Annotated in this window: 28 protein-coding genes and 1 pseudogene; 17 read left to right on the top strand and 12 right to left on the bottom strand. The window is 75.9% G+C overall.

Features of this window, described 5'->3' with window-relative positions; translation table 11 throughout:
• The first annotated feature begins 113 nt into the window (after positions 1–113).
• Complete coding sequence (gene eccD, locus GA0070558_RS21525; protein ID WP_091283068.1) at positions 114–1,511, top strand: type VII secretion integral membrane protein EccD; 1,398 nt, start codon at positions 114–116, stop codon at positions 1,509–1,511.
• 20 nt (positions 1,512–1,531) lie between these two features.
• Here eccD and GA0070558_RS21520 read toward each other — a convergent pair whose 3' ends face one another.
• Positions 1,532–2,725: a type VII secretion protein EccE gene (locus GA0070558_RS21520; RefSeq protein WP_091283066.1), complete on the bottom strand. Its 1,194-nt coding sequence runs from the start codon at positions 2,723–2,725 to the stop codon at positions 1,532–1,534.
• Between the two features lie 185 nt (positions 2,726–2,910).
• Between GA0070558_RS21520 and eccB the strand changes: the two genes are divergently transcribed.
• The 6 genes from eccB (at position 2,911) to GA0070558_RS21490 (ending at position 9,724) form a co-directional block, all read left to right on the top strand.
• Positions 2,911–4,323, top strand: a complete 1,413-nt coding sequence (gene eccB, locus GA0070558_RS21515) for a type VII secretion protein EccB (RefSeq protein ID WP_077935834.1) — start codon at positions 2,911–2,913, stop codon at positions 4,321–4,323.
• Between the two features lie 139 nt (positions 4,324–4,462).
• On the top strand, positions 4,463–4,831 hold the full coding sequence (locus GA0070558_RS21510) for a hypothetical protein (RefSeq protein ID WP_091283064.1): 369 nt from the start codon (positions 4,463–4,465) through the stop codon (positions 4,829–4,831).
• The gene (locus tag GA0070558_RS21505) at positions 4,824–6,035 is read left to right on the top strand and encodes a WXG100 family type VII secretion target (RefSeq protein WP_091283061.1); all 1,212 of its coding nucleotides are present in this window, start codon (positions 4,824–4,826) and stop codon (positions 6,033–6,035) included. Before GA0070558_RS21510 ends, GA0070558_RS21505 begins: the two co-directional genes overlap by 8 nt.
• 103 nt (positions 6,036–6,138) lie before the next feature.
• Positions 6,139–6,663, top strand: a complete 525-nt coding sequence (locus tag GA0070558_RS21500) for a PadR family transcriptional regulator (protein WP_091283060.1) — start codon at positions 6,139–6,141, stop codon at positions 6,661–6,663.
• Positions 6,660–7,430 (top strand): ABC transporter ATP-binding protein, encoded by a 771-nt coding sequence (locus tag GA0070558_RS21495; protein WP_091283058.1) that lies wholly within the window; start codon positions 6,660–6,662, stop codon positions 7,428–7,430. The genes GA0070558_RS21500 and GA0070558_RS21495 overlap by 4 nt, the downstream gene beginning before the upstream one ends.
• Complete coding sequence (locus tag GA0070558_RS21490) at positions 7,427–9,724, top strand: FtsX-like permease family protein (protein ID WP_218107050.1); 2,298 nt, start codon at positions 7,427–7,429, stop codon at positions 9,722–9,724. Before GA0070558_RS21495 ends, GA0070558_RS21490 begins: the two co-directional genes overlap by 4 nt.
• Positions 9,725–9,859: 135 nt before the next feature.
• Here GA0070558_RS21490 and GA0070558_RS21485 read toward each other — a convergent pair whose 3' ends face one another.
• Positions 9,860–10,471, bottom strand: coding sequence for a lipocalin family protein (locus tag GA0070558_RS21485; protein WP_091283056.1), 612 nt, complete (start codon positions 10,469–10,471; stop codon positions 9,860–9,862).
• Positions 10,472–10,730: 259 nt separating this feature from the next.
• Between GA0070558_RS21485 and GA0070558_RS21480 the strand changes: the two genes are divergently transcribed.
• From GA0070558_RS21480 to GA0070558_RS21460, 5 genes are all read left to right on the top strand, one after another.
• The gene (locus tag GA0070558_RS21480; RefSeq protein WP_091283054.1) at positions 10,731–11,153 is read left to right on the top strand and encodes a hypothetical protein; all 423 of its coding nucleotides are present in this window, start codon (positions 10,731–10,733) and stop codon (positions 11,151–11,153) included.
• A gap of 242 nt (positions 11,154–11,395) precedes the next feature.
• Complete coding sequence (locus GA0070558_RS21475; RefSeq protein ID WP_091283052.1) at positions 11,396–12,214, top strand: hypothetical protein; 819 nt, start codon at positions 11,396–11,398, stop codon at positions 12,212–12,214.
• Positions 12,215–12,327: 113 nt separating this feature from the next.
• On the top strand, positions 12,328–12,660 hold the full coding sequence (locus GA0070558_RS21470; protein ID WP_091283050.1) for a YkvA family protein: 333 nt from the start codon (positions 12,328–12,330) through the stop codon (positions 12,658–12,660).
• A gap of 87 nt (positions 12,661–12,747) precedes the next feature.
• Positions 12,748–13,155, top strand: coding sequence for a pyridoxamine 5'-phosphate oxidase family protein (locus GA0070558_RS21465; protein WP_043961593.1), 408 nt, complete (start codon positions 12,748–12,750; stop codon positions 13,153–13,155).
• A 71-nt stretch (positions 13,156–13,226) separates the two neighbouring features.
• A complete protein-coding gene (locus tag GA0070558_RS21460; protein ID WP_077935821.1) occupies positions 13,227–13,850 on the top strand; it encodes a hemerythrin domain-containing protein in 624 nt (207 codons plus the stop codon).
• 96 nt (positions 13,851–13,946) lie between these two features.
• On the opposite strand, the gene GA0070558_RS21455 is transcribed toward GA0070558_RS21460, so the two are convergent.
• The 3 genes from GA0070558_RS21455 to GA0070558_RS21445 all read right to left on the bottom strand — a co-directional run bounded on the left by GA0070558_RS21455 (position 13,947) and on the right by GA0070558_RS21445 (position 15,883).
• A complete protein-coding gene (locus GA0070558_RS21455) occupies positions 13,947–14,189 on the bottom strand; it encodes a ferredoxin (protein WP_077935820.1) in 243 nt (80 codons plus the stop codon).
• A 19-nt stretch (positions 14,190–14,208) separates the two neighbouring features.
• A complete protein-coding gene (locus GA0070558_RS21450; RefSeq protein ID WP_091283049.1) occupies positions 14,209–15,411 on the bottom strand; it encodes a cytochrome P450 in 1,203 nt (400 codons plus the stop codon).
• Positions 15,412–15,697: 286 nt separating this feature from the next.
• Positions 15,698–15,883: an antitoxin gene (locus GA0070558_RS21445; protein WP_091283047.1), complete on the bottom strand. Its 186-nt coding sequence runs from the start codon at positions 15,881–15,883 to the stop codon at positions 15,698–15,700.
• A gap of 197 nt (positions 15,884–16,080) precedes the next feature.
• On the opposite strand from GA0070558_RS21445, the gene GA0070558_RS21440 reads away from it, so the two are divergent.
• Positions 16,081–17,334 (top strand): AI-2E family transporter, encoded by a 1,254-nt coding sequence (locus GA0070558_RS21440; protein WP_256092055.1) that lies wholly within the window; start codon positions 16,081–16,083, stop codon positions 17,332–17,334.
• Positions 17,335–17,382: 48 nt separating this feature from the next.
• Here the strand turns inward: GA0070558_RS21440 and GA0070558_RS21435 are convergent, their stop codons facing one another.
• Positions 17,383–18,066 (bottom strand): dienelactone hydrolase family protein, encoded by a 684-nt coding sequence (locus tag GA0070558_RS21435; RefSeq protein WP_091283045.1) that lies wholly within the window; start codon positions 18,064–18,066, stop codon positions 17,383–17,385.
• Positions 18,067–18,195: 129 nt separating this feature from the next.
• On the opposite strand from GA0070558_RS21435, the pseudogene GA0070558_RS35240 reads away from it, so the two are divergent.
• From GA0070558_RS35240 to GA0070558_RS21420, 3 genes and pseudogenes are all read left to right on the top strand, one after another.
• Positions 18,196–18,507 (top strand): annotated as a pseudogene (locus GA0070558_RS35240) (MerR family transcriptional regulator); the annotation flags it as partial.
• Between the two features lie 50 nt (positions 18,508–18,557).
• Positions 18,558–18,824 (top strand): thioredoxin family protein, encoded by a 267-nt coding sequence (locus GA0070558_RS34500; RefSeq protein ID WP_091283044.1) that lies wholly within the window; start codon positions 18,558–18,560, stop codon positions 18,822–18,824.
• Positions 18,825–18,961: 137 nt separating this feature from the next.
• Positions 18,962–19,144: a hypothetical protein gene (locus tag GA0070558_RS21420; protein ID WP_091283042.1), complete on the top strand. Its 183-nt coding sequence runs from the start codon at positions 18,962–18,964 to the stop codon at positions 19,142–19,144.
• Positions 19,145–19,207: 63 nt separating this feature from the next.
• Here the strand turns inward: GA0070558_RS21420 and GA0070558_RS21415 are convergent, their stop codons facing one another.
• The 5 genes from GA0070558_RS21415 to GA0070558_RS21395 all read right to left on the bottom strand — a co-directional run bounded on the left by GA0070558_RS21415 (position 19,208) and on the right by GA0070558_RS21395 (position 24,014).
• Positions 19,208–21,580 carry a glycoside hydrolase family 65 protein gene (locus GA0070558_RS21415; RefSeq protein ID WP_091283040.1) on the bottom strand — a complete coding sequence of 791 codons (2,373 nt, stop codon included), beginning with the start codon at positions 21,578–21,580 and terminating at the stop codon, positions 19,208–19,210.
• Positions 21,577–22,329 carry a beta-phosphoglucomutase family hydrolase gene (locus GA0070558_RS21410; protein ID WP_091283038.1) on the bottom strand — a complete coding sequence of 251 codons (753 nt, stop codon included), beginning with the start codon at positions 22,327–22,329 and terminating at the stop codon, positions 21,577–21,579. The genes GA0070558_RS21415 and GA0070558_RS21410 overlap by 4 nt, the downstream gene beginning before the upstream one ends.
• 103 nt (positions 22,330–22,432) lie before the next feature.
• The gene (locus GA0070558_RS21405; RefSeq protein WP_091283037.1) at positions 22,433–22,900 is read right to left on the bottom strand and encodes a DUF4442 domain-containing protein; all 468 of its coding nucleotides are present in this window, start codon (positions 22,898–22,900) and stop codon (positions 22,433–22,435) included.
• 131 nt (positions 22,901–23,031) lie between these two features.
• Complete coding sequence (locus GA0070558_RS21400) at positions 23,032–23,220, bottom strand: DUF397 domain-containing protein (protein WP_091283035.1); 189 nt, start codon at positions 23,218–23,220, stop codon at positions 23,032–23,034.
• The gene (locus tag GA0070558_RS21395; RefSeq protein ID WP_091283033.1) at positions 23,211–24,014 is read right to left on the bottom strand and encodes a helix-turn-helix domain-containing protein; all 804 of its coding nucleotides are present in this window, start codon (positions 24,012–24,014) and stop codon (positions 23,211–23,213) included. The genes GA0070558_RS21400 and GA0070558_RS21395 overlap by 10 nt, the downstream gene beginning before the upstream one ends.
• A gap of 209 nt (positions 24,015–24,223) precedes the next feature.
• Here GA0070558_RS21395 and GA0070558_RS21390 point away from each other — a divergent pair, with 209 nt between their 5' ends.
• The gene (locus GA0070558_RS21390) at positions 24,224–24,565 is read left to right on the top strand and encodes a hypothetical protein (protein WP_091283031.1); all 342 of its coding nucleotides are present in this window, start codon (positions 24,224–24,226) and stop codon (positions 24,563–24,565) included.
• A gap of 27 nt (positions 24,566–24,592) precedes the next feature.
• Here the strand turns inward: GA0070558_RS21390 and GA0070558_RS21385 are convergent, their stop codons facing one another.
• Positions 24,593–25,669, bottom strand: a complete 1,077-nt coding sequence (locus GA0070558_RS21385; RefSeq protein WP_091283029.1) for a hypothetical protein — start codon at positions 25,667–25,669, stop codon at positions 24,593–24,595.
• Between the last annotated feature and the right edge of the window lie 108 nt (positions 25,670–25,777).

Genomic DNA, 25,777 nt, shown 5'->3' with positions numbered 1-25,777 from the left:
TCGGGTGGGCATCGTACGTAGGGGCCATCGTAGGTAATCTCCCGTGGGCGTCGGGGACCCACTTCGGCGGCGGCCCGGGCGGGTAGAGCGCAGGCGAACGCGAGGAGGCCACAGTGGCGACGAGGACGGCGACCGGCGGCCTGAGCCGGGTCACCATCGTGGCGCCCCGGACCAGGATGGACCTCGCCCTCCCCGCCGACGTGCCGCTGGCGGACCTGCTGCCGACGCTGCTGCGGTACGCGGGTGAGGACCTCGCCGACGAGGGGGTGCGGCACGGCGGCTGGAGCCTGGCCCGGCTCGGCGGACAGCCGCTCGACGGTGGGCGTACGGCCGCGCAGCTCGGCGTCCGCGACGGCGAGGTGCTCTACTTCAACCCCCGCGCGGCGGCGGCCCCGGAGATCGTCTTCGACGACGTGGTGGACGCGGTGGCCACGGCGACGAACCAGCGCCCCGGCAGCTGGCAGGTGAGCACGAGCCGCTCGTTCGCGGTGCTGTTCGCGGCGGCGGCGCTGTCGGCCGGCGCGCTGGCGGCGCTGTTCACGGGCCCGCCGCAGCTGCCCGGGGCTATCGCCGCCCTGCTGGTGGCGGTCGCCCTGCTGGTCGGCGCGGCCGTGCTGTCCCGGGCGGCCGGCGACAGCCGCACCGGCGCGGTGCTCGCCCTGGTCGGCCTCGGCCACGCCGCCGTCGGCGGCCTGCTGGTGCTGGCCGGCGACCGGGGCCTGGGCGAGCTGGCCGGCCCGCACGTGCTGCTCGCCGCGACCGCCGTGGTGGTGTTCGGCGCGGTCGCCGCGCTGGCGGTCGGCGACCGGCTGCCGCTGTTCTTCGGCGCGGTCGCCGTCGGCGGGGCGGTCGGCTTCGGCGCGGTGGTGAGCCTGGCGTTCTCGGTGGACGCGCCGGCCGCCGCCGCGGTGGTCGCCACGGTCGCGTTCGCCACCCTGCCGGCGCTGCCGATGGCGGCGTACCGGCTGGCCCGGCTGCCCGTGCCGTCCATCCCGACCGGCCCCGACGACCTCAAGACCGACACGGAGACCGTCGACGGCCGCGGCGTGCTGCGGCGCAGCGAGCGGGCCGACGAGTTCCTCACCGGCCTGCTGTGGACGGTCGCCCTGCTGGTGCTGGGCGGGGAGGTCGTGCTCGCCCTCGACGGCCGGCTGCCGGCGGTGCTGCTCTGCCTGGTGCTGGCCCTGCTGTCGCTGCTGCGCGCCCGGCCGTTCCTCGGCCGCGCCCAACGCGTGCCGGTGCTGCTGGCCGGGGGCCTCGGGCTGGGCCTCACGGCGGCGGCCACGTTCGCCGCGGGCGGGGCGGCCGTCCGGCTCGGCGTGGTCCTCGGCGGGCTGGTGGTGGCGGCCGTGGTCAGCCTGATCTACGGGCTGACCGTCGCGGGCAAGCGGATCTCGCCGGTCTGGGGGCGGCTGCTGGACATCGTCGAGGTCCTGCTGATCATCTCCCTGGTGCCCCTCGCGGTCTGGGTCTGCGGCCTCTACGGCTGGATCGTCAACCTCCGCCCCTGACCCGCCCCTGCGGGGAGGGCTCAGCCGGGTCGGTGGTCGACGACGCGGCGGGCCGTCGGGGCGGCGGCCCAGGCGGCGGGGCCGTGCTCGCCGTCCAGCGGCCGGGCCGGCGTGCCCGCCCGGCGGGCGACGTCCCGGACCACCGTGACCAGTGCCTCGACGTGGTCGGCCGGGGCGGCGACGCGCAGCAGCGGCGGGCCGGGCCGGTCGCCGGGGCGGGCCACGGCCGCGAACGTGTGCGACGGCGCGGAGGTGGCGGTGACGGCGTCCACCAGCGGCCCCCAGGTGGTGCCGGCGCGGGCGCGCAGGGCCAGGCAGCGCTGGGTCCAGCCGCCGCCGCGCAGCCCGGTCCAGGTCTCCGCCTGCGGCTCGGGCGTCAGGTCCAGGCCGGCCCCGGAGACCAGCGCGGCGCGCAGCTCGTCCCGGCCCAGGACCCGGTGGCGCAGGCCGGCGGCGTGCAGCGCCTTGCCGAGCCGGCCGACCGCGGCGGCGACGGTGCGGTGCACGCCGAGCGTCCCGCCGCCCCGGGTCACCGCCTCGGCGCGGGCGTCGCGCACGGACAGCCGTACGGCCACCCAGACGGTGCGGTGGGCGGCCGGGGGCGCGCCCGGCGTCGGGTACCAGACGAGGGTGTGCGAGACGACCTGGGCCAGCGACACCGGCGCGGTGAACTCGGTGAGCACGGCCAGCGCCCGGTCCACCACCGCCGCGTCGACCGAGCCGGCGGGAGCGCCGGGCGGCGGGTCCAGCGCCACGGCGGCGAACCAGCCCCGGACGTCCTGGCCGACGCCGAGGCGGGTGCCGCGCTCGGTCAGCTCGATCATGGTCAGCTCGGGGGCGACGACGGCCAGCCGCGCCTCGCCCGTGTCGCCGCCCGCCGCCGCCCGCGCCTCCTCCCGGCGCAGCCGCAGCCGGCGGCGCAGCAGCAGGTCCTCGTACCACCAGCGGCCGCCCCGGCGGGCGAAGGCGGCGGCGACGGCCGCCACCGCGCCGACCCCGACGACGCCGACCAGCCACGGGGGTCCGCCGAGCACGGCGTAGCCGGCCAGCGCGGCCAGCTCCGCCACGACGAGCTGGCCGACGACGACCGGGCCGAGCCGGCCCCGGCTGCGCCGGTCGGCGGGGACCACCGCGCGGTCGGGCGGGGCGGGCCGCGCGGGCGGGTCGGCCGGGCCGGCGGCCGTACGACCGGGTGGCGCCTGGACCTGCGTCATCGGTGGCGTCCCTTCTCGACAGCGGCTCTCCTGGCGGGCGGCCCGGCGGGCGGCGGCCCCCGCCCCGCGTGGACGGCGGCCCCTTATCGTAGGGAAGCCCGTGGCGGCGCTCGGACCTGATCGCCACGGCCCACCCCGTCGTCGGGCTCGATCGTCGCGGCCCGACCCGCCGCCGGAGGTAGCTCATGCGGACCCGCCGCGACCAGGTGCAGGCGTACCGCTTCGTCACCCGCCGGATCGTCTCCGCGCTGCTCTCCGGCGACCCCGAGACGACGAACCTGCCGATGCGGCGGCTCGGGCTGGCCGTGGTCGGCAGCGTGGTCGCCGCGGCGGTGGTGCTCGGCGGCGTCGGCGCATACGGCCAGCTCACCGGCAACGCCGCGCCGCTGGAGGCGAACACGCTGGTGATCGAGCGGGAGACCGGCGCGACGTACGTCTACGTGGACGGCCTGCTGCACCCGACCCTGAACTACGCCTCGGCCCGGCTCGTCCTCGACGAGGCGGACCCGACGGTGCGGACCATGTCGCGGGCATCCATCGCGGACCGGCCGCGCGGGCGCACCATCGGGATCGTCGGCGCGCCGGACGCGCTGCCCGACCGGAAGGCGCTGGTCGGTCTGCCCTGGTCGGTCTGCGACGTGCCGGACCCGGCCGCTCCCGACCGGTCGACCACGCACGTGGTGATCGACCGGCCGCTCGCCGGCGGCACGCCGCTGGGCGACCGCGCGGTGCTGGCCACCGTGGACGGCCGGCGCTACCTGCTCACCGGCGACGCCCGGCTGCGGATCGCCGGCGGGGACCCGGCGACCGCCGCGCTGCGGATGGCCGGGGCCACCACGCTCACGGTCGGCGAGCAGCTGCTCAACGCCGTGCCGGCGGGGCCGGTGCTCCGCGAGCCGCAGCTGCCCGGCGACGGCGAGACCGGCCGGCAGGCCGTGGGCGACGGGCCGGCCCGGGTCGGCGACGTGTTCCGGGCCGCCGGTCAGCACTACGTGCTGACCCGGGAGGGGCTGGCGTCGATCGGCGAGGTCAGCGCCCTGCTGTTGTTGCGCGACGGCGGCCGGATCACCGACATCACCCCGGACGAGGCCGGCCGGCTGCTGACCCGGCAGCGGGTGGAGCCGGAGGGCACGCCGCGCACCCTGCCGACGCTGCACCCGGTGCAGGCGGGCCGGACGGTGCTCTGCGCCACCTACCGCAGGTCGGCGGCCGACGCGCCGCCCACCACCACCCTGGAGGTCTTCGACCGGGTGCCGACCGAGCTGACCGGCCCGGCCGCGACCCCGGTCCGGCAGGGGGCCCGCGACGCGGTCCGCACCGCCGAGCAGGTGCTGCTGCCGGGCGGCAGGGGCGTGCTGGTCCAGGCCGCGCCGGGCGCCGGGGAGGGCGGCGCGGGTGCGCCGGGCTCGACGGTCTACCTGGTCACCGCCCAGGGGGTACGCCACCCGCTGGGCACCCGGTCGGGCGACGCGCTGACCGCCCTCGGCTACGGCGGGGTGCAGCCGCTGGCGGTGCCCGCGTCACTGCTGGCCCTCATCCCGACGGGTCCCGCCCTGGAACGCCAGGACGCGCTCGCCTACTTCGCCCCGGGCACGTAGCCGCTGCCGCCGGGCACGTCGGCGCTGCCGCACGGGCACGCAGCCGCTGCCGTGGGGCGTCGTCACGGGTCGCCCGGTCTGGTCGCCGTCCACTAACCTGATCCTCGCCAACGGTTATCGACGACGTACGGGGAATGCCATGACCGGGCGCACGACAGTCGACGTACTGTCCCTGGAGGACTTCCAGCGACGGTTGGCCGCGCGGCTCGCCGAGGCCGAGGCCGTGCTCAGGAAGCTCACCACCGAGTTGCAGTGCCGGCCGCCGGATCTGGGCACGTTCGCCGACGCGACCAGCAACGCCCGCCGCTACTCGGCCCTGCAGACGAGCTACGCGCAGCGGGTCGAGCGGCTGCGCGACGCGGTGCAGGCGGCGCAGAGCGCGACCGGCACGATCCTGACCAACTACCGGACCACGGAGGCGCGCAACGCGGCCAACGCCGCCGACATCGCCGCCGCGCTGACCGGGGTCAACGACGCGCTGAACGGGAGGGACGACCCTCGTGTCTGAATACACGGCGCGCTACGAGAACGTCAGCCACGAGCGGCTCTACGACGCCGTGCGGGCCGGCGACCCCGAGCAGATCGACGGTCTCGCCAGCAGCTGGAGCTCCATGAAGGGCACCCTCGACGACCTCGCCCGCGACCTGCGCGCCGACCTGGAGAAGCTGGCCAACGGCTGGACGGGCGACGCCGGCCGGGAGTTCCAGCGGCGGGTGTCGCTGATCGTCGACTACTCGACGACCCTCACCGAGGGGATGGCCGACGTGCGGCAGGGGCTGACGCTGATGGCCACCGACCTGCGCGCCGCGCAGAAGCAGGCGGAGAGCCCGGCCGAGACCGACGACCACGACAAGACGGTCTCCGGGGCGATCACGGGCGGCCTCACCGGTGGCCTGCCGGGCGCGATCGTCGGCGGCTTCCTCGGGCACGGGCAGGACAAGGCCGAGCAGGAGAAGGCGCACCGGCGGATGGTCCAGGTGGTCGCCGAGCTGGCCGCCGGCTACGACCTGTCGGCGTACGGCCGGCTGGTCGACCCGCCGCCGCCGGACGGCGACCTGCCGTACGACCCGAGCACCAGCACGTCGACGCCGACGGCCGGTCCCGGGGCCCACGCCCCGAGGAGCGCGCCGGGCGGCGGCTTCGGCAACCCGACCACGGGTCACGCGACGGTGGACGCCCCGGGCAACCTGACGGACGGGCCGAACACCGGGACGACGGGCGGGAACGACGACGGGTCGACGTCGCCGGGCGGCACGGCCGGGGCCGGCGGCACCGACCTCGACACCGGCACGTCCCTGGCCGGCGCTGCGCCGCTCGGCGGCGGCGTGCCGGCTGGCCCGGTGGGCACGGCGGGCGGCGTGACGGCCGCCGCGTCGGCCGGGGCCGGGGCGGGGCTGCTCTTCGGCGCGCCCGCCGGGGCGCCGGTCGGCGTGCTCGGCGGCGGCACCGGCTCCCTGGCCGGGTCGGCCCGCACGGGCGCGACGGTGGCGGCCCGGCCGGCGGGTGGCCTGGCGGGGGCCGAGCACCGGGCCGCCACGGGCGTGGGCCGGGTGGGCGCGAACGGCACCGGGGGCGGCCGGGCGGGCGTGCTCGGCGGGCGCGGGCGGGCCGACGACGACGAGTCCGACGAGCGGCTGACCTGGCTGACGGAGGACGACATGGTCTGGCGGGACGGCGACCCGGGAGTCCCTCCGGTGCTCGACGCTGGCTGACGCTTCCGCCACGCGTACGCTGCGGGGCCCTCCCCGACGGGGAGGGCCCCTCTTCCGACCTGCGTATCCACCATGCGTATACATGGTGTGTATAGTCGCGGCCATGTCGATCGGTCAGACCTTCCTCGGGCTCCTGGAGTCCACCCCCCGCCACGGCTACGACCTGAAACGCGCCTACGACGAGCGCTTCGGCCAGGCCCGCCCGCTGCACTTCGGCCAGGTCTACGCCACCCTGTCCCGGCTGCTGCGCAACGGCCTCGTCGAGGTGGACTCGGTCGAGGCCGGCGAGGGCCCCGACCGCAAGCGTTACGCCATCACCGAGGCCGGGGTGACCGACGTGCGGCGCTGGCTGTCCCAGCCGGAGAAGCCCGAGCCGTACCTGCACAGCGTCCTCTACACCAAGGTGGTGCTGGCGCTGCTCACCGGCCGCTCCGCCGCCGACCTGCTCGACACGCAGCGCGCCGAGCATCTGCGGCTGATGCGCGAGCTGACCCGGCGTCGGGACTCCGGCGACCTGGCCGAGCGGCTCATCTGCGACCACGCCCTGTTCCACCTCGAGGCCGACCTGCGCTGGCTGGAGCTGACGGCGGCCCGGCTGGACGAGCTGGCCGAGGCGGTGCGGCGATGACGGGCATCCACGCCGACGGCGGGGCAGCGGCGACGGGCCGACGCGCCGACGGCGGGGCGCCGGCGGACGGCCACGACCGGGGCAGCCCGGCGGAGGAGCTGCTCGTCGCCGAGGAGCTGCACCGGGCCTTCGGCCCCACCCCGGCGCTCGCCGGGGCGTCGCTGACCGTCCGGGCCGGCGAGGTGCTGGCGGTGCTGGGCCCGTCCGGCTCCGGCAAGTCGACCCTGCTGCACTGCCTCGCCGGCATCGTCCGCCCCGACTCGGGGCGGGTGACCTACCGGGGCGCGGACCTGACCGCCATGTCGGACCGGGAGCTCAGCGCCCTGCGGCGGGGGCAGTTCGGCTTCGTGTTCCAGTTCGGGCAGCTCGTGCCCGAACTGACCTGCCTGGAGAACGTGGCCCTGCCGCTGCGGCTGGAACGGGTCGGGCGGCGGGAGGCGGAGCGGCGCGCCGCCGAGTGGCTCGGCCGGCTGGAGGTCGGCGACGTGGCCGGCAAGCGCCCCGGCGAGGTCTCCGGCGGGCAGGGCCAGCGGGTCGCCGTGGCCCGGGCGCTGGTCACCGCCCCTCGGGTCGTCTTCGCCGACGAGCCGACCGGCGCGCTGGACTCGCTGCACGGCGAGCGGGTCATGCGGCTGCTGACCGGGGCGGCCCGGGACACCGGTGCCGCCGTGGTGCTGGTGACCCACGAGGCGCGGGTGGCCGCGTACTCGGATCGGGAGGTCGTGGTGCGCGACGGCCGCACCCGCAGCCTGGAGCCGGCCGCGTGACCGGGCCGCGTAAGCGGGGCCGGGTGCTGGCCGACCTGTGGATGGGCGCGCGGATGGCCGTCACCGGCGGCCGGGACGGGTGGACGCGGGCGGCGCTGACCGCGCTCGGCGTCGGCATCGGGGTGGCCATGCTGCTGCTCGCCGCCGCCGTGCCGGGCGCGCTCGACGCCCGGGCCGTCCGCAACGAGGCCCGCAACGACACGGGGTGGCGACCCGAGCGGGTCGCCGCCGCCAACACCGTGCTGGTGACGACCGTCGACACCGAGTTCCGGGACCGCCCGATGCGCGGCCGGATCGTGCGCGCCGAGGGGCCGGCCGCGCCGGTGCCGCCGGGGCTGGCCCGGCTGCCCGGGGCCGGCGAGGTGGTCGTCTCCCCGGCGCTGCGGGACCTGCTCGACTCGCCCGACGGCCCGCTGCTCGCGCCCCGGCTCGGCGGCGCGCGGGTCGCCGGCACGATCGGCGCGCAGGGCCTCGCCGGCCCCGGTGAGCTGGCCTTCTATCTCGGCAGCGCGGACCTCACCGACGAGTGGGCCGTGCGGCGCGACCAGTTCGGCGGCGGGGAGCCCGGCGAGGAGTTCTCGCCGGTGCTGATGGTCCTCGTCGTGGTCGTCGTCGTGGTGCTGCTGCTGCCGATCGTCGTCTTCGTCGGCGCGGCGGTCCGCTTCGGCGGGGACCGCCGGGACCGCCGGCTCGCCGCCCTGCGCCTGCTCGGCGCCGACACCGCGATGGTCCGGCGGATCGCCGCGGGCGAGGCGGCGGCCGGCGCGGTGTTCGGCCTCGCCGTCGGCGGCGTCCTCTTCGCCGCTGGCCGCCAGCTCGCCCCGCTGGTCACCCTCCGCGACATCAGCGTGTACGCGGCGGACCTGCGCCCCGCCCCGGCCCTGGTGGCGGCGGTCGCGGTCGCGGTGCCGGTGCTCGCCGTCCTGGTGGCGCTCGTCGCGCTGCGCCGGGTCGTCGTCGAGCCCCTCGGGGTGAGCCGCCAGGGCGCGGCCGTGCGTCGCCGCCTGTGGTGGCGGCTGCTGCTGCCGGCCGCCGGGCTGGCGCTGCTCTACCCGCTGACCGGTGTGGGCAAGGGCCGCGCCGACACCGCCGACTACCAGGTGGCGGCGGGGGCGGTGCTGCTGCTGGTCGGCACGGTCACCCTGCTGCCCTGGCTGGTCGACCTCGCCGTACGCCGGCTGCACGGCGGCCCGGTCCCCTGGCAGCTCGCGGTGCGCCGGTTGCAACTGGACAGCGCCACCTCCGCGCGCCTGGTCAGCGGCGTGGCGGTGGCGGTGGCGGGCAGCATCGGCCTGCAGATGCTCGTCGCCGGGGTGGAGGCGCGGTTCACCACCCGCACCGGCCAGGACACCTCCCGGGCCCAGGTGTTCGTCAACTTCGACGAGCTGCCCGACCCCGGCGCGGCGCTGGCCCGGCTGGCCGCCGCGCCGGGCGTCACCCGCAGCGCGGGCACGTCGGGCACCTTCGCGCTTGGCAGCGGCGCGGCCAACCGCACCGCCGACGTGCGCATCGGCGACTGCGCCACCCTGGCCGAGTACGCGCGGCTCGGCCCCTGCGCCGACGGCGACGTCTTCCTCGCCCAACCGCCGGCCGGCGAGCAGCAGCTCACCGGCTTCGGCCCCGGCGACCGGGTGACCGTGAGCGGAAGCGAGACGGCCTGGACCCTGCCGCGGCGGCTACGCACCGTGCCGGCGATACCGGACCCCGCCGGCTGGATCGGCGCGGGCCTGCTGGTCACCCCCGGCGCGGCCGACGCCGCCTGGACGGGACTGCGAGCGCAGGCGCTGCTCAGCCTCGACCCGGACGACCCCGACGCGCTGGAGCGGGTCCGCAACGCCGCCGCCGAGGTGGACCTGCGCGCCCAGGTCCTCGCGCTGGACGAGGAACGCCAGGCCACGCAGTTCGTCAACGTCAAGCGCGGCCTCGTCGTCGGCGTCGCGGTGACCCTGCTGCTGCTCGGCGCGAGCATGCTCGTCGGCGTACTGGAGCAGTTGCGGGAGCGCCGCCGCCTGCTGGCCATGCTGGCCGCCGTCGGCACCCCGCGCCGCACGCTGGGCCTGTCGGTGCTGTGGCAGGCGGCCGTGCCGGTGCTCGTCGGGCTCGGCCTCGCCGTCGCCTTCGGCCTGGGCCTCGGGGCGGTGCTGCTGCGCATGGTCGGCGCGCCGGTCTCGGTGAGCTGGCCGGTGGTCGGCCTCGGGGTCGCCCTCGGCGGCGGCGTGGTGCTGCTGGTCACCGGCGCGAGCCTGCCCGCCCTGTGGCGGCTGACCCGGCCGGCGGGCCTGCGGACCGAGTGACGCCGGCCCGGAGCCGGCCGGCCGACGCCGCCCCGGTCACTCCCCGCGCCGGCCGACGAGGGCCGGCGTGGGCCGGGCGGCCGGCCCGTCGCGCCCCCTGCTGGCAGGCCGGGCGTCGACGGGCCGGCCGGGCGGTCAGCAGAAGCTGCCGGCGTCGGCCCCGCCGTCCTGCCGGGTGGTGCGGAAGTCGCAGAGGTCGTAGCCGTTGGCGGTCAGCACCGCCTTCGCCTCGGCCAGTTCGGCGCCGCCCAGCGCCGGCCCGCGCGACAGCACGAAGCCGGTGCGGCGGTCCGGGTCGCCGACGACGGCCCAGCGGTAGTCCGCGTCGAGGCCCATGACCACGTAGTTCGGCCCACCGAAGTAGAGCCAGCGCCCGCCGACCTCCAGGAACGAGACGGTCAGCACCGAGTTGGCCGGCGGGTTCTCGCTGCGGGCCCGGCCGGTGACCGCGCTGGTGGTGCCGAGGATCGTCCGGCAGGTGTTGCGCACCCCGACGGTGCCGTCGGGCTGGACGTCGTACCGGGCCCGCACGTTCTTGAAGCACTGGATCTCGAAGATCGCCGGGATCGCGGCGACCTGGTACCAGTCCCCGGCGTAGCGCTGGAGGTCGACCGCCGCCACCGGGGTCACCGCCGCGGCGTCCACCGACGGCGCGGCGCTGGCGGGCGCGCCGGTGGCCGCCACCGTCGCGGCCACGAGCAGGGCGGTGGCGGCGACGGCGTGCGCCACCTGTCGACGTACTCCCATGGGGTCTCCTCCGGTCTTGGGCTCCACCGTGGGGTGCGGCACCCCACGGGCGACGGCGGGGCCGCGCTGCCCGACAGGTGCCCGGGGCCGCCGCCGGGAAACTGTCAGCATTCTCATGGCCGTCGATGCATCCGCCGGCGGCGCGACCGTCGTATCCCGACGGGAACCTTCTGTCCACTGCGGCGGGTCGTGGCCCGGGTCACCAGCCGGGCCGACCGCGGAGGCTGCGGACGGGCCGCAACGGCGATAGGTTGGTGTCGTGCAGTCCGTAGCGTTCGCCCGGCCGTCCCTGCCGGCGACGCTGCGCGGGATGCGCCTCTCGTGGCGGTCGAGGCTGCGCCGCATCGGGGAGTTGGGTCGCCTCGCGCTGACCACCCTCGTCCTCGCCGTCGGCCTCGGCGGCGTCGCCGCCCTCACGGCCGGCGCTCCCGCCATGGCGTCCGCGGCCACCGGCCCGGCCCACACCGTCGTGGTGGCCAGCCGGGTCGACTCGCTGGGCCCCGCCGCGACGGCCGAGCCGCGCACCGATTCGGCCGCCCAGCACGCCCGCCCGGTCGTCGGCGACGCGCGGCGGCCGGTCCCCGCCCCGGTGGGCGGGCCCGTGGCGGCCGTCCCGGCCGACCGGCCCGCCGTCGACCCGGCCGCCGGCGCCGTCGTCCGGCGCGGGCCGCCCCGGCACTGACCCGGGCCGCCACCAGCCGCCGATCCGGTCCGCCCCGGCGTCGTACCGCCGCGCCGGCACCGCACCGGCCCGCCGCGAGCCCGCCACCCGCCGCGCCCCGCGCCGCCGACGACCCCGCCCGCCGTCACCCGCCCCGGTGACGACCCCGGTAGGGCCCCGTCCGGCACCGGTCGACGCGCGGCCCCCGCCCGCACCGCGGGCCCCGACCGTCAGTCCACTTCGTCCCCTCCGAGGTGCCCCTCATGCAGACCGCCCTCTCCTCCGTCCTGCTCGACGTGCCCCGGGCCGCCGCGATCTGGCTGGCCCTGCTCGTCCTCGCCGTCGTCGCCGTGGCCGGCCTGGTCGCCCGGCCCGACCTGTTCCGCTCCGTGATCGGCGGGCGGATCCGCGAGGCCGCCATGCCCAGCCTCTTGGAGGAGGCCGCCGAGGAACGGGCCCAGCGCCGGTACGCCGACGAGGTGGCGACCGCGGCGGAACGGGCCGCGGCGACCGCCGGCCGGATGCGGGCCGAGTGGCTGTCCGCACAGGACGAGGTCGAGGCCGCGTGGCAGGCGTACGAGACGGCGGAGGCCGACGTCCGCCGGCTGGCCGCCGCCACGGCCCTGCCCCGCCCGCACACCGAGCGCACCCCCGCCGAGTACGCCGACCGCGAGCGCTACCTGCACCGGGCCGCGCTGGACGCGTACTGGCGTCGGGAGCTGTCGGAGGAGCAGCTCAGCGACGTGTTCGCGCACCGCAACGGGTGGGACCCCCGGCTGCACCCGGTCGACCAGGAGCTGGTGCTGCGCCGCGCCGTACGCGACCACCTGCGCGCCCGGCAGGAGGCCGCCCGGGAGCGCGAGCAGGCCGCCTGGCGGGCCGCCGGGCAGGCCGCCGTCGCCGCGCGCAGCCTGCGGGACGAGGCCTTCGCCGCGACCGTGCCCGCCCCGCAGGAGCAGGAGTCGCTGCTGCCCGGGGTGGGCGACGAGCCGTCGCCGGCCGCCGAGCAGACCCGGGAGATGCCGGTGGTCGCCCGGCAGAAGCCGGCCGTGGCGCGGGGCCGGGCCGCCGTCCCGGCCTGAGCGGGCCCGGCACCGCCGGGCCGCCCCCGCCGCCGTGGTGAGAAGGGGACCCCTCTCGACCGGAGGCGTTAACAGGGGGCCCTTCCTTACCACCGGTCGGCTAGCGTGGGCGCATGACGGAGCGCACCTGGCTGCTGGTCGTCGCCGGCCTCATCGTGGCGGCGACACTCGTCGGCGCCATCGTGCTGGCCGTACGGGTGGTCCGCACCCGCAAGCTGCTCGGCACGCTGGGCGTCGGCGGCAAGGTCGCCTTCTGGGGCGCGCTGGCCTACACGATCTTCCCGATCGACGTGCTGCCCGACCCGATCTACCTCGACGACATCGGGGTGCTCGCCGCCGCCCTGCTCTACCTGGGCCGGCTGGTCCGGCAGCACCGCGCCGCCCAGCGGCAGCTCCCCGGCCAGCCCGAGCCCCAGGAAGGCAGGACGCGCCGCCCGGTCGGCTGAGCCCGTGCCATGATCGGGGCCGGGCCCCGCACGAAAAGGCCGCACAGGGGCCCGCGCGGGGCGGCCGGATCGGACGGGGGCGGGACAATGCCGGGCGACCATCGGTTGGGCATCCACGACGAACGGGTCCTCGCGTTCTGCCGGGAGCGGCACCTGGCCACCCTGACGACGCTGCGCGCGGACGGGACCCCGCACGTCGTACCGGTCGGGATGACCCTCGACCCGGCCGCCGGCCTCGCCCGGGTGATCACGTCGGGCACGTCGGCCAAGGCCCGGCACGTCGCGGCGGCCGGCGCGGCGGGCACCCCGGTGGCGGTCTGTCACGTCGACGGGAGGCGCTGGCTGACCGTGGAGGGTCGGGCGGTGCTGCGCGCCGACCCGGCGTCGGTCGCCGAGGCCGAGCGCCGGTACGCCGAGCGCTACCGCGTCCCGCGCCCCAATCCGCAGCGGGTCGTCATCGAGATCGCCGTGACCCGGGTGCTGGGCAGTCTCTGACCGGTTCGGACGGTCGCGTCGGGGTACCAGCCTCAGCACCGACCGATCCCGCAACCGGTAAGGGGTACGACATGACCGACCCGCAGAGCAGGACCGACCACCCGCAGGGCGTGACCGACCAGGACGTCGTGGACGTACTCGTCGCCGACCACCGCGAGGTGGAGGCGATCTTCGTGGAGCTGGAGGGCCGGCAGGGCACCCCGGAGCACCGCCGGCAGCTCGCCGACGTGGTGATCGCCGAACTGGTCCGCCACTCGGTCGCCGAGGAGCAGTACGTCTACCCGGCCGCCCGCCGGGCGCTGCCCGACGGCGACCAGCTCGCCGAGCACGAGATCGCCGAGCACGCCGAAGCCGAGCGGACCATGAAGGAGCTGGAATCGGTCGACCCGTCGGAGGCCCGGTTCGAGCCGCTGCTGGCCCACCTGACCAAGGCCATCCGCCACCACGTGCAGGAGGAGGAGTCCGACCTGTTCCCCCGGCTGCGCGCCGCGATGGCCCGGGAGGAACTGGTGGAGCTGGCCGGCAGGGTGCAGGCGGCGAAGAGGTCGGCGCCGACCCGGCCGCACCCGGCCGCGCCGGACCACCCGCCGGCGAACCGGCTGCTCGCCCCCGGCACCGGCCTGGTGGACCGGCTCCGGGACGCCCTCAGCGGCCGGCCCACCTCCATGGAGGAGCTGCGCGAGAAGCAGCTCTGACGCAGGGACTCGCGAAGCCGCCTGCCGGGCCCTCCCCCGGGCGACCCGGCAGGCGGCGATGCGTTCGTCCTCAGTGGATGGTGGGTGCGTCGCCGGTCACGGCTCGGGGGCGATCCGTCGGCGACTGTCCGCCTCGGAGACGAGGATCGCCTCCATCGGGCAGGAGTCGGCCGCGTCGAGCACCGCCTGCGCCGGGGACACCCGCTCGGCCAGCGGGCGGGACAACCCGTCCACCAGGCCGAAGTGCCTGGGTGCCGTGCCGGCGCAGATGCCCGAGCCGATGCACCGGGTCGGGTCCACGTGCAGCCGCCACCCCGGGCCGGACTGCCCTTCCTCCATGCTCACCTGATCCTCCCCCTCACCAGGCCACCGGCATCGCGGTGAGGCCGCGTACCAGCAGGCCGCTCTTCCAGACCAGCTCCGGCTCGGGCACCGCCAGGCGCAGCCCCGGGGTGCGGTCGAGCAGCGTGTCCAGCACCACCTGGAGCTCCATCCGGGCGAGCTGGGCGCCGACGCAGTGGTGCACCCCGTGCCCGAAGCCCAGGTGCGGGTTGACCTCCCGGCCCAGGTCGAGCCGGTCGGCGTCGGCGAAGACCGTCTCGTCGCGGTTGGCCGACGGGATCGACACGACCACCGGCTCACCCGCGCGCACGAGCACGCCGCCGATCTCGACGTCCTCCTTCGCGTAGCGGGCGAAGGCGGCGGTCGCGCCGAGCGGGACGAAGCGCATCAGCTCCTCGACCGCGCGGGGGACCAGCGTCCGGTCGGCCCGCAGGCGGGCCCACTCGTCGGGGTGCTGCAGCAGGACGTACGCGAAGTTGGGGATCTGCGTGACGGTGGTCTCGTGGCCGGCGGCGAGCAGCCCCGCCGCGAGCTGGACCACCTCCTCCTCGCTGAGCCGGTCGTCGGCGTCGCGGGCCCGGACCATCGCGCCGATCAGGTCGTCGGTGGGTTCGTCGCGCCGCCGCGCGATCAGCTCCCCCATGTACGCGAACAGGTTGTCGATGTACTGCTGGATCCGCTCCGGACTGAGCGAGGTGGTCGAGACGATCGCCTCCGACCAGGTGTGGAACCGATCCTGGTCGGTGACCGGCACCCCGAGCAGGTCGCAGATGACCCGGATCGGCAGCGGGGTGGCCACGTGCTCCACCAGGTCGGCCGGCGGGCCGGCGGCGAGCAGGTTGTCGACCAGCTCGTCGGCGATCTGCCGGGTGCGGGGCCGCAGCTCCTCGACCCGGCGCGCGGTGAACGCGCGGGCCACGAGCCGGCGCAGGCGGGTGTGGTCGGGCGGGTCCATGGACAGGATGCCGCCCTGGATCTGCCGCGCGGTGTTGCGCGGCTCGTCGCGCCCCACGGCGGCGGCCCGGCTGAACCGGGCGTCGCCGAGCACGGTACGCACGTCGGCGTGCCGGGTGGCCAGCCACGCCGGCTCGCCGTACGGCAGGCGGACCCGGATCAGCGGCTCGTCCCGGCGCAACCGGGCGTAGCGCGGATCGAGGTTGAGCCGGTCGGGATCGCCGAACGGGTAGCGCTGGATCGTCGCCTCGGATGTGTCGGTCACCGGATGACTCCCTCTCGTCCGCGGCCCCGCCGTCGGGCCGCCCGGTCCGCCGGGGCGACCCACCTGGAGTCATGCCCCGAATACGGATCGTAGCGAGAGAGTTCGATGATCGGCCAGTGAGCGGGGCCGGATTTCCGGCCCCGGTCGCCTTGACGAGAGTCCCCCTGGCCCGCCCCGGCGCGGTGGGCCGCTCCGACACGACGGCTGCTCCGACACGACGGCCGCTCCGACACGACGGTCCCGGGGCGCCTCGGCGTGGCGGCCCGGGACCGGAGGCGGGTCGGGGTCAGCGCGGCGAGGTGTCGCCCTCGCCGGTGCGCCGCTGGGCCATGTCGACACCCTTGTCGATCTGCTTGTCGTACTTGCCGCCGCTGCGCTGGTCGGCCATGTCGCCGGCCTTCTCGATGCCCTGGTCGACCTGCTTGTCGTGCTTGTCGGCGAAGTCCTTGGCCTTGTCCATGAAGTCACTCACGCGCTTCTCCTCCTGGGGCTGGATCCCTCGCTGGATCCCTCGCTGGATCCCTCCGGTTCCCTGACGGAAGCGTTCCCTGCCCCCACCCGCACAAACCGCCGCCGGGGTCGGCCGCGCCCGCCGACCTTGGACAGTTCGCGTTCCGTCCGAACGACAACCGTCCAAGATTGGTACGAGGTGGGGCGGGTGTCGGGGAGGTGACGTTCGGGTACGGGGAACTCGCCGAGAAGTGGGAGGGTGACGTGGTCGACGACGGTGCCGGGGGTACGACGGACGACGGGCGACACAGCCAGTCGGCGACGGGAGACGGGCGAGACACCCCGCCGACGACGGACGACGGGCAGCGCGCCCGGCAGGTCGCGGTCGACGCCAGCGGCGCGGGGCCGCGCCAGGCGTGGGCCGGGCTGCCGTGGCTGGTCCGCTCGGCCGTGCTGTGGAGCGCCTGCCTGGTGGTGGTCGTCGCCGGGCTGTACCTGGTCGGGAAGATCGCCGTGCTGCTGGCCCCGCTGGCGATCGCGCTGGCCGCGACGCTCTTCCTCACCGCGCTGCTCGACCCGGTGCTGCTCCTGCTGCGCCGGCTCCGGCTGCCGGCGGCGCTGGCCGCCCTGCTCACCGTGCTGTTCCTGCTCGGCATCCTGGTCGGCGTCGGGGTGCTGGTGTGGAACCTGACCGCCAGCCAGTTCAGCGAGCTGAGCCAGGAGCTGGACCAGGGCCTCCAGCGGACGCGGGACTTCGTCACCTCCACCCTCCCGGTGACCGACGACCAGCTCGACAAGCTGATCCGGCAGACCCGGGACGGGCTGGGCGGCGGCGCCCCCGACCCGGTCGGCGGGGCGCGGACGGCCGCCGAGGTCGCCGGTTCCGTCCTGCTCTCCCTGGTGCTGCTCTTCTTCCTGCTCAAGGACGGCCGGTCCATGTGGCACTGGGTGCTGCGCCGCACGGCCGGCCCCAACCGGGACGTCGCCGCCGAGGCCGGCCGGGTGGGCTGGCGGACGCTCGGCGCGTACAGCCGGGGGACGATGATCATCGCGGCGATCGACGCGCTCGGGATCGGCCTGGCCCTGGTGCTGCTGCGGGTGCCGCTCGCCCTGCCGCTGGCCCTGATCACCTTCCTCGGCGGGTTCGTCCCCATCATCGGGGCCACCGTGGCCGGGGCGGTGGCGGTGCTGGTGGCGCTCGCCGCGAAGGGGCCGACCGTCGCGCTGCTCACGCTGGCCGCCGTGATCGCCGTACAGCAGATCGAGGGCAACCTGCTGGAGCCGCTGGTGATGAAGCGGCAGGTCCAGCTGCATCCGGCGGTGGTCCTGGTGGCGGTGACGGCCGGCACGCTGATCGCCGGCATCGCCGGGGCGTTCGTCTCGGTGCCGATCACGGCGGTCGTGTACCGGGTGATCGACACCGTGCAGCGGCACCGGCAGGCCGCCGCTGCCCGACCACCCGCGCCGGCCTGAGACCCGCCTACCCCGCTCGGACCCGGCAGGCCCGGGGCACGGGCGCGGTCAGGTGGGCGGGCGCAGGTGGGTGGCGAACCAGTCGGCCGCCGCGTCGGCGACCTGCTCCAGCGCGCCCGGCTCCTCGAACAGGTGGGTCGCGCCGGGCACCACCCGCAGCTCGCCGACGTCACCCAGCTCCGCCTTCGCCTGCTCGTTGAGCGTGATCACCTGCTCGTCCAGCCCGCCCACCAGCAGCAGCGTCGGGGCGGCCACCCGGGGCAGGGCGATGCCGGCCAGATCCGGTCGGCCGCCCCGGGAGACCACGGCCCGCACCCGCTCGGGGCGGGCCGCCGCGGCGACCAGCGCGGCGGCGGCACCGGTGCTCGCGCCGAACAGGCCCACCGGCAACCGGGCCAGCGTCGGCTCGACGGCCATCCAGTCGACGATCGCGGCCAGCCGGTCGGCGAGCAGCCCGATGTCGAACCGGAGTTCGGCCGTACGGGCGTCGACCCGGTCCTCCTCCGGCGTGAGCAGGTCCACCAGCACCGTGCCGAGCGCCCGCCCGTTCAGCACCCCCGCCACTGCCGTGTTGCGGGGGCTGTGCCGGGAGCTGCCGCTGCCGTGCGCGAAGAGCACGACCCCCGTGGCCCCGGCCGGGACCAGGACGTCGGCCGGCAGCCCGGCATCACCCGCCGGGATCGTGACCTCGCCACCCCGGGTCGTCGTGCCCACCTGTCCCCGTGCCGCCATCGCACATCCTCCCCACGGCTTCCGCCTCGTCCGGCGTCGCTTACCCGCCCCGGCGGCCGGGATTCGCCGTTGCCTTGACATCGGCGGCAAGGTCTAGCGTTGCGGTCGGTGGCGGGTGAAGGAGGTCGGATGCTGATCGGTGAGCTTGCGGAACGCGCCGGCACGAGCACCCGGACCCTGCGGTACTACGAATCGCAGGGGCTGGTCCGGCCCCGCCGCTCCGCCAACGGCTACCGCGTCTACGACGAGGCGGAGCTGCGCGTCGTACACGAGATCCGGGCCCTGCTCGCGGTGGGCTTCGGCCTGGACGACATCCGGCCGTTCGTGGCCTGCCTCCGGGCCGGGCACGCCTCCGGGGACGTCTGCCCGGACTCGGTGGCCGTGCTGCGTCGCAAGCTGGCCGAGGTGGACGCCTACCTCGACCGGCTCGGCGCGGTGCGGCGACAGCTGCACGACCAACTCGCCCAGGCCATCGCGTACCGGGAGGAAACATGCCTCAGGAAACGGGAACCACCCCGCTGTGCGTGGCGGTCTCCCGGAGCCTCGCCGAGCTGGCCGGGGAGTTCGGCGACCGGCTGCGCATCGTCACGCTCAACACCGACGAGAACCCGGCGACGACCCGGGCGTACCAGGTGATGTCGATGCCGACCCTGCTGGTGTTCCGCGACGGGGAGGTGGTCGGCTCCACCGTCGGGGCCCGCCCCAAGAGCAACCTGCGGCTGAGCTTCGCCCGGCACCTGGAGCCCTGGCGGCCCTGACCCGGCCGGCCGCCCGGCGCTACCCCCATGCCACCGGCCGCCGCCCGCCGCTGCGGTTTGCCGCCGGGCCGGGCGGGAAGGCCCGGGGTGACCGCAGCACCGGCGCAGCCGCGCCCCGACGGATCGCGAGGATCGTCATGGCCCGACGACAGGACAGGTCCAAGCAGCAGACCGCCGAGCGGGACGAACAGCGGGAACGGGACGCCGAGCGCAGCCGGGACTGGGCGGACGAGGCGGCGCAGGCCCGCACCGCCGACGACCCGAGGGCCATCGCCCCGCACGACGCGGCCGGTCGCCCCTCGAACGGGCGGCAGTTCTGACCCCTCCCCGGTCGGTCGGGGAAGCGCCCCGGCCGACCGGGAACGCCCGCCGGGCGGACGGGCTCAGCCGAGGTGTTCCGGCAGGTGGAGCAGGGGTGCCCGGCCGGGCGGCTGTTCCGGCTCGGTACCCGGCGGCGTGAGCGGCGGCACCGGCACGGTGACCGGCTCGGCGCAGGTCACCCGTACCTTCTCGCCGTGGTGCCGCAGCTCCACCACGTCGCCGGAACAGCCGTGGCGCAGCGCGTACGTCGTCTGGTGTGCCCGGACGTCGACCCGCAGCCGCAGCCCCCGCCACTGCAACGAGAACTCCAGCCGGTCGAGCCGGCTCGGCAGCCGGGGCGCGAACGTCAGCAGCCCGTCGTGGTCGCGCAGCCCGCCGAACCCGGCGACCAGGGCGATCCACGCCCCGGCGAGGGACGCCATGTGCACGCCGTCGCGGGTGTTCTCGTTGAGGTCGTGCAGGTCCATCAGCGCGGCCTCGCGCAGGTACCGGTGGGCCAGCTCCAGGTAGCCGACCTCGGCGGCGATCACCGCCTGGGTGCAGGCCGACAGCGACGAGTCCCGCACGGTGCGCCGCTCGCAGTAGAGGAAGTTGCGCCGCTTCTGCTCCTCGGTGAACGCGTCCCCCCGCCAGTGCATGGCGAGCACCAGGTCGGCCTGCTTGATGACCTGCTTGCGATACAGGTCGAAGTACGGGTAGTGCAGCAGCAGCGGGTACTTCTCGGTGGGCGTGTTCTCGAAGTCCCACTCCTGGAGCCGGGTGAATCCCTCCACCTGCTCGTGCACCTCGACGCCCTCGTCGTACGGGACGCACATCGCGTTCGCCGCGTCCCGCCAGGCCGCCGCCTCCTCCTCGGTGACCCCCAGGTCGATCGCCTGGTCCCGGAACCGCATCGCGCACTCGACGGCGGTGAGCAGGTTCCGCTGCGCCATCAGATTGGTGTAGACGTTGTCGTTCTTCACGGCCGTGTACTCGTCGGGGCCGGTCACGCCGTCGATGTGGAACCGGCCCTGCCGGTCGTGGTGGCCGAGGGAGCGCCACAGCCGGGCCGTCTCGATCAGCAACTCCAGGCCGATCTCCCGCTCCAGCCCCTCGTCGCCGGTGACCAGCACGTACCGGCGCAGCGCGTCGGCCACGTCGGCGGCGATGTGGAACGCCGCCGTCCCCGCCGGCCAGTACGCCGACGACTCCGGCCCCTCGATCGTGCGCCACGGGAACGCCGCCCCGGCCAGGTTGAGCGTGCGGGCCCGCTCCTGCGCCTGCGCGAGGGTGGAGTACCGCCAGTACAGGGCGTCGCGCACCGCGCCCGGCTGGGTGTAGGTGAGCACCGGCAGCACGAACATCTCGGTGTCCCAGAACGCGTGCCCGTCGTACCCCGGGCCGGTGAGGCCCTTCGCGGAGATCGGCCGGCGCTCGGCCCGCGCCCCGGCCTGGAGCACGTGGAACAGCCCGAACCGCACCGCCTGCTGCACCTCCGGGTCGCCCTCGACCCGGACGTCGGCGGCGTCCCAGAACTCGTCGAGGTATTCCCGCTGCTCCCGGCGCAGCCCGTCCCAGCTGTCGAGGCGGGCCGCGGCGAGGGCCGCGCCGACCTGGTCGCGCAGCGCCGGCAGCGACCGGCGGCTCGACCAGCCGTACGCCAGGTACTTGACCACCCGCAGCTTCTCGCCGGGCTTGAGCACGCAGCCGACGGTGGTGCGGACCCAGTCCTCGTACCCCTCGGTGGTGACGGTGGTGTGCTCCGGGGCGTGCACGTCGTGGTCCATGGCGGCGGCCACCCGCAGCCCGCTGACCTTGGTGCGGTGGATGAGCAGCCCGCCGTCGTTGGTGGTCAGTTCCTCCTCGGCCTGCAACGGCGACTCCAGCACCGCCGCCACCCGGGGGTCGCGGCTCTGCGCCGGCAGGGACTCGTTGGCCACCAGTTCCGACTGGAGGATCAGCCGCAGGGGCCCGTCGACCGCCTCCACCTCGTAGTTGATGGCGGCGACGGAGCGCTGGGTGAACGACACCAGCCGGGTGCTGCGCACCTTGACCTCGCGCCCGGCCGGGGTGCGCCAGTGCAGCTCCCGGTGCAGGGTGCCGGCGCGCAGGTCGAGGACCCGCTCGTGGGCGAGGAGTTCGCCGTACCGGACGTCGAGGGGCTCGTCGTCGACGAGCAGCCGGATCAGCTTGCCGTTGGTGACGTTGACGATGGTCTGGCCGGACTCGGGGAAGCCGAACCCGGCCTCCGCGTAAGGCAGGGGGCGCAGCTCGTAGAAGCTGTTCAGGTATGTCCCGGGCAGGCCGTGCGGCTCGCCCTCGTCGAGGTTGCCGCGCAGGCCGATGTGCCCGTTGGAGAGCGCGAAGACCGACTCGGACTGGGCCAGGACGTCCATGTCGAGCCGGGTCTCGCGGATGTGCCAGGGTTCCACCGGATAGGCGCGTTCCCGGATCATGCGTCGGGCCTCCTGTCCACCAGGTCGGCGAGGTCGGTCACCACGACGTCCGCCCCGTGCGCGCGCAGCTCGTCGGCCTGGCCCACCCGGTCGACGCCCACGACGTACCCGAATCCGCCGGCCCGGCCGGCGGCCACCCCGGCGAGGGCGTCCTCGAAGACGGCGGCCTGCGCGGGGTCGACGCCGAGCAGCTTCGCGCCGGCCAGGAACGTGTCGGGGTGCGGCTTGCCGCGCAGCCCCTGCTCGCGGGCGACCACCCCGTCGACCCGGGCCTGAAGCAGCGACTCCAGCCCGGCGGCGGCGACGACGTCGCGGCAGTTGGCGCTGGCCGAGACGACGGCGCGGCGCAGGCCGGCGGCGGCCGCCGCCCGCAGGTACGTCACGGAGCCCGGATAGACCTCGACCCCGTCGGTGTGGATGCGCTTGAGCAGGACGGCGTTCTTCCGGTTGCCGACGCCGTGGACGGTGTCCGCGTCGGGCGGGTCGTCGGGCGAGCCCTCCGGCAGGACGATGCCCCGGGAGGCGAGGAACGACCGCACCCCGTCGGCGCGGGGCTTGCCGTCGACGTACCGGTTGTAGTCGGGCCCCGGGTCGAACGGCCGGTACGGCTCGCCGGTGGCCGCCGCGCGACGCTTCAGGAACGCGTCGAACGTCTCGGTCCACGCGGCGTTGTGCACCCGGGCGGTCTGCGTCAGCACACCGTCCAGGTCGAAGAGACACGCGGTCACGTGAGCAGGCAGGCCCAGCACGGTACGAATCTATCCACCCCCGGAACCCCCCAAACCCCTTTGCGAAGGAAGGGCCCCCTGTTAACGCATACGGTATAGAAGGGCACCCTTCTCACCACCCGAGTCAGCGGTGGGGGCGCAGCGTCCAGACGACCGTCATCGCCGAGGTGGGGGTGCCGTCCTCGGTGCCGATCTCGACGTCGACCGGGAACTCGGGCCGCCGGCCGGCCTCCAGCTCCGCGATCACCTCGGGCGCCGGCCGACCGAGCCGCGCGGTGGCCAGCACCGGCCCCATCGCCACCTTCCCGTACGCGATCTCGGCCCGCACCGCCAGCGGCACCGCCCGGTCGAGGAACTGCCCGAACGCGGCGAGCACCACCGCGCCGGAGGCGGTCTCGCCGAGGGCGAACATCGCTCCGGCGTGCGGGCCGCCGACGTGGTTGTGGGTGGCCGGCGAGTCGGGCAGCCGGACCACGGCGCGCACGCCGCCCTCGGCCTCCGGGGCCACCTCGACGAATTCGACGCCGAGCGTGCGGGCGAACGGCACCGCCTCCAGCATGCCGGCGGCGACCTGGCGCGAGTCGATGGTCATGCCCGCACGCTACTCCCCAGTAACTTGCGGCTCAAGCGCCCGGCGGGGCCAGCGGGGCGGGAAGCATTCGGCTGGCCAACGGCCCAGGCGGCCAACGGCCCAGGCGGCCAACGGCCCAGCGCCGATCGGCCTCAGCGGTGCTTCGCGTGGACGACAAACGCCGCCCAGCTCGCCGGGGCGAACACCAGCACCGGGCCCCGCCGGTCCTTGCTGTCGCGCACCGCGACCGCCCCCGGCAGGTTGTCGGCCACCTCCACGCAGTTGCCCTGGTTGCCGCTGCTGCGGGAGCTCTTGCGCCAGGTCGCGCCGGTCAGGTCCATGCCTCTGCCGCCTCCGTGATCGCCGTGAGCGTGGCACCGTGCGGCAGCGCCTCCGCCCGCACGGACTCCCACACCTGCCGCAGCGAGTGTATGTCCACTGTGCGCTCCACGATGGTGCCCTGCAACTGGTTGTCCAGGTAACCGACGTCGTTCGCCTCGGGCAGGGTGGCGAGCACGAACGCGCCGTTGAGCCCCGGGTACGCGCCGGTGCCGCGCGGCACCAGGTGCAGGTGCACCCGGGGGCGGCGGCCCATCTCGACCAGGTGCCGCAACTGCTCGCGCATCACGGCGGGCCCGCCGACGGGGCGTTCCAGCACGGTGTAATCGAGCACGGCCACGAGCTGCGGCGGGGCGGGCCGGTCGAGCACCGCCTGCCGGGCCAGCCGCGCGGCGAGGGGCGGTTCGATCGCCTCGCCGACGAGCTGGGCCGCGCCCTCGTAGAGCGCGCGGGCGTACCCCTCGGTCTGGAGCAGGCCCGGCACGACCAGCGGCTCGAAGCTGCGCAGCGTGGTGGCCTCCTGCTCGATGGTCACCCACTCGCGGAACCACGGCATGAGGCTCTCCCGCACCAGCGTGTCCCGGATGCGCACCAGCAGCCCCTCGCCGCCCAGCGTGTCGTCGCACCGCTGGGTGAACTCCTCCCGGGGCGGGCGGCGGCACTGCTCGACCGCCGCCACCAGCGACGCCGAGTAGTTCACCCGCTCACCGAGGGCCTCCTGCGACAGGCCCGCGCCCGTCCGCAGGCGGCGCAGCTCGCCGGCGAACAGCTCCAACATGGGGATCCGATGGCTCATCTGCACACCTCTGCACGCACGCCCCGGCCGATCCGGACGGCCGGGCTGGTGGGAGCGGAAAGACTTCTGAGAGTAGTACCGCGATCAGCAGACTGTCACACAGCGGGGCCGCTGCCGCTTCCACCCCCGGGAACGCGGCGCGACCGCACGGGCCCGCCCCGCCATTCCCCCGGCGGGGCGGGCCCCTCCCGGCGAGAGAGGAGACGTACGTGATCAGCCACCAGCTTCCGCAGCCCGGTGACGGGCCGGCGGCGGACCGCCCCCGGGCGTACCCGCCGCACGCCACGCCGCACACCCCGCTGCGCCCACTGTGGTGCTGCCGGGCGTGCGGGCAGCCGTGGCCGTGCGCCGAGGCGCGGTTGCTGCTCAAGGCGGACTACGCGGGCAACGCGATCGGCCTGTCGATCTACCTGTGCGGGATGTTCTACGAGGCGGCCCCGGACCTCTACCGGCTCAACCCCGACGACGGCCCCGCCCCCGCCGACCTGTACGCCCGCTTCGTCGCCTGGGGCCCGTACCGTCGCCGCCCACCCACCCCCGACCCCCCATGACCGGGTCACCGGTGGCGCGGACGGGCGTCAGAAGAGGTTGCCGAGGGTGCGGATGATTTCGGCGTAGAAGTTGCCCTCGATGCTGCGGAACAGCGCGAATCCCTCGCCGGGGCTGCCGAAGAACGGGCGCAGCGTCCAGGCGAGCTGGGTGCCGACGAAGCCGAACAGCAGGATCCACACGTACAGCAGGGTCATGCTGGCCGGGCGCTGCGCGTCCGGTGCGGGGCGGGCCGCCGGGTACGGCCACGGCCGGTGCTGCTGCGCCGGGTACCCGGGCGGGAGCAGGCCCGGCCCGGCCGGCACCAGGTGCTGCCCGGCCACCATCTGCTGCGGCGGGACGCCGACCGCGACGGGTACGGGCGCGGCGGGCTCGGCGGCCCCGTTCGCCGGAGCGGCGGCAGCCGGGCCGGCGGGAACTGGCGGAGTGGCCGGGGCGGCGGGAACTGCCGGAGTGGCCGGGACCGCCGGGGTCGCGGCGCTCGCGCCGTTCGCGCCGACCGCCACCGGCTCGGCGGCGGGCTGACCGACGGCCTGCGGCGTCACCTGAACAGCCGGCACCGCCAGAGCCGGCGCGGCCGGGACAAGGGCCGGGGCAGCCGGGGCGAGCAGGCCGTGGGCGTTGAGCACCTGCATCCCGCCGGTCAGGAAGCGCAGCCCGACCACCGCGCTCAGCGTCAGGATCGCGACGTTGAGCAGCTTGAAGAAGCCGTAGTCCGGGGCGGTGATCAGGAAGAACAGGCTGATCGGCGCGAACGCCACGGCCAGCATCGAGGTGACGGTGATCGCCACCATCACCAGCGCCAGCGACTGCCGCACCGACAGCCGGGCCCCGAACACGAGGTTGAACAGGTAGAGCGTGGGCAGGCAGATGGCGAGGGTGACCAGGAACAGCAGTGGCAGCTTGACCGCCGACGTCAGCGCCATCAGCACGCTGTGGAACGCCCCCAGCACCGCCCCGTAGCAGGCCAGGGCGACGCCGGAGCTGGCCAGCATGCGCAGCGTGAGGCCGTTGAGGTCGCGGTCGGCCACGATCTGCTGCCAGATGCCCTGCCGGTCGCGCAGGATGCGCTCGATGACGAGCGGGCTCGGACGGTCACCCGACACGGGCTGACCCCTTTCTCACACTGTGCTCAGTGGACGAGGTCCGCTGACCGTAGGGCACCGCCCGCCCCGCCCGCCACCCCGCTCCGCGCCGGAGCGGATCGGAACGGG

Source organism: Micromonospora haikouensis, assembly GCF_900091595.1.
Taxonomy (GTDB): Bacteria; Actinomycetota; Actinomycetes; order Mycobacteriales; family Micromonosporaceae; genus Micromonospora; species Micromonospora haikouensis.
This window is presented reverse-complemented; position numbering and strand designations above follow the sequence as displayed.

What these genes read in the sequence shown, in the direction of transcription:
- GA0070558_RS34500 (WP_091283044.1), top strand. Translation starts at nt 18,558, where the DNA reads ATGCCTCAGGAAACGGGAACCACCCCGCTGTGCGTGGCGGTCTCCCGG.
- GA0070558_RS21455 (WP_077935820.1), bottom strand. Translation starts at nt 14,189, where the DNA reads ATGGAGGAAGGGCAGTCCGGCCCGGGGTGGCGGCTGCACGTGGACCCG.
- GA0070558_RS21475 (WP_091283052.1), top strand. Translation starts at nt 11,396, where the DNA reads ATGCAGACCGCCCTCTCCTCCGTCCTGCTCGACGTGCCCCGGGCCGCC.
- GA0070558_RS21470 (WP_091283050.1), top strand. Translation starts at nt 12,328, where the DNA reads ATGACGGAGCGCACCTGGCTGCTGGTCGTCGCCGGCCTCATCGTGGCG.
- GA0070558_RS21420 (WP_091283042.1), top strand. Translation starts at nt 18,962, where the DNA reads ATGGCCCGACGACAGGACAGGTCCAAGCAGCAGACCGCCGAGCGGGAC.
- GA0070558_RS21435 (WP_091283045.1), bottom strand. Translation starts at nt 18,066, where the DNA reads ATGGCGGCACGGGGACAGGTGGGCACGACGACCCGGGGTGGCGAGGTC.
- GA0070558_RS21400 (WP_091283035.1), bottom strand. Translation starts at nt 23,220, where the DNA reads ATGGACCTGACCGGCGCGACCTGGCGCAAGAGCTCCCGCAGCAGCGGC.
- GA0070558_RS21485 (WP_091283056.1), bottom strand. Translation starts at nt 10,471, where the DNA reads ATGGGAGTACGTCGACAGGTGGCGCACGCCGTCGCCGCCACCGCCCTG.
- GA0070558_RS21415 (WP_091283040.1), bottom strand. Translation starts at nt 21,580, where the DNA reads ATGATCCGGGAACGCGCCTATCCGGTGGAACCCTGGCACATCCGCGAG.
- eccB (WP_077935834.1), top strand. Translation starts at nt 2,911, where the DNA reads ATGCGGACCCGCCGCGACCAGGTGCAGGCGTACCGCTTCGTCACCCGC.
- GA0070558_RS21510 (WP_091283064.1), top strand. Translation starts at nt 4,463, where the DNA reads ATGACCGGGCGCACGACAGTCGACGTACTGTCCCTGGAGGACTTCCAG.
- GA0070558_RS21465 (WP_043961593.1), top strand. Translation starts at nt 12,748, where the DNA reads ATGCCGGGCGACCATCGGTTGGGCATCCACGACGAACGGGTCCTCGCG.
- GA0070558_RS21460 (WP_077935821.1), top strand. Translation starts at nt 13,227, where the DNA reads ATGACCGACCCGCAGAGCAGGACCGACCACCCGCAGGGCGTGACCGAC.
- GA0070558_RS21520 (WP_091283066.1), bottom strand. Translation starts at nt 2,725, where the DNA reads ATGACGCAGGTCCAGGCGCCACCCGGTCGTACGGCCGCCGGCCCGGCC.
- GA0070558_RS21500 (WP_091283060.1), top strand. Translation starts at nt 6,139, where the DNA reads ATGTCGATCGGTCAGACCTTCCTCGGGCTCCTGGAGTCCACCCCCCGC.
- GA0070558_RS21405 (WP_091283037.1), bottom strand. Translation starts at nt 22,900, where the DNA reads ATGACCATCGACTCGCGCCAGGTCGCCGCCGGCATGCTGGAGGCGGTG.
- GA0070558_RS21395 (WP_091283033.1), bottom strand. Translation starts at nt 24,014, where the DNA reads ATGAGCCATCGGATCCCCATGTTGGAGCTGTTCGCCGGCGAGCTGCGC.
- GA0070558_RS21495 (WP_091283058.1), top strand. Translation starts at nt 6,660, where the DNA reads ATGACGGGCATCCACGCCGACGGCGGGGCAGCGGCGACGGGCCGACGC.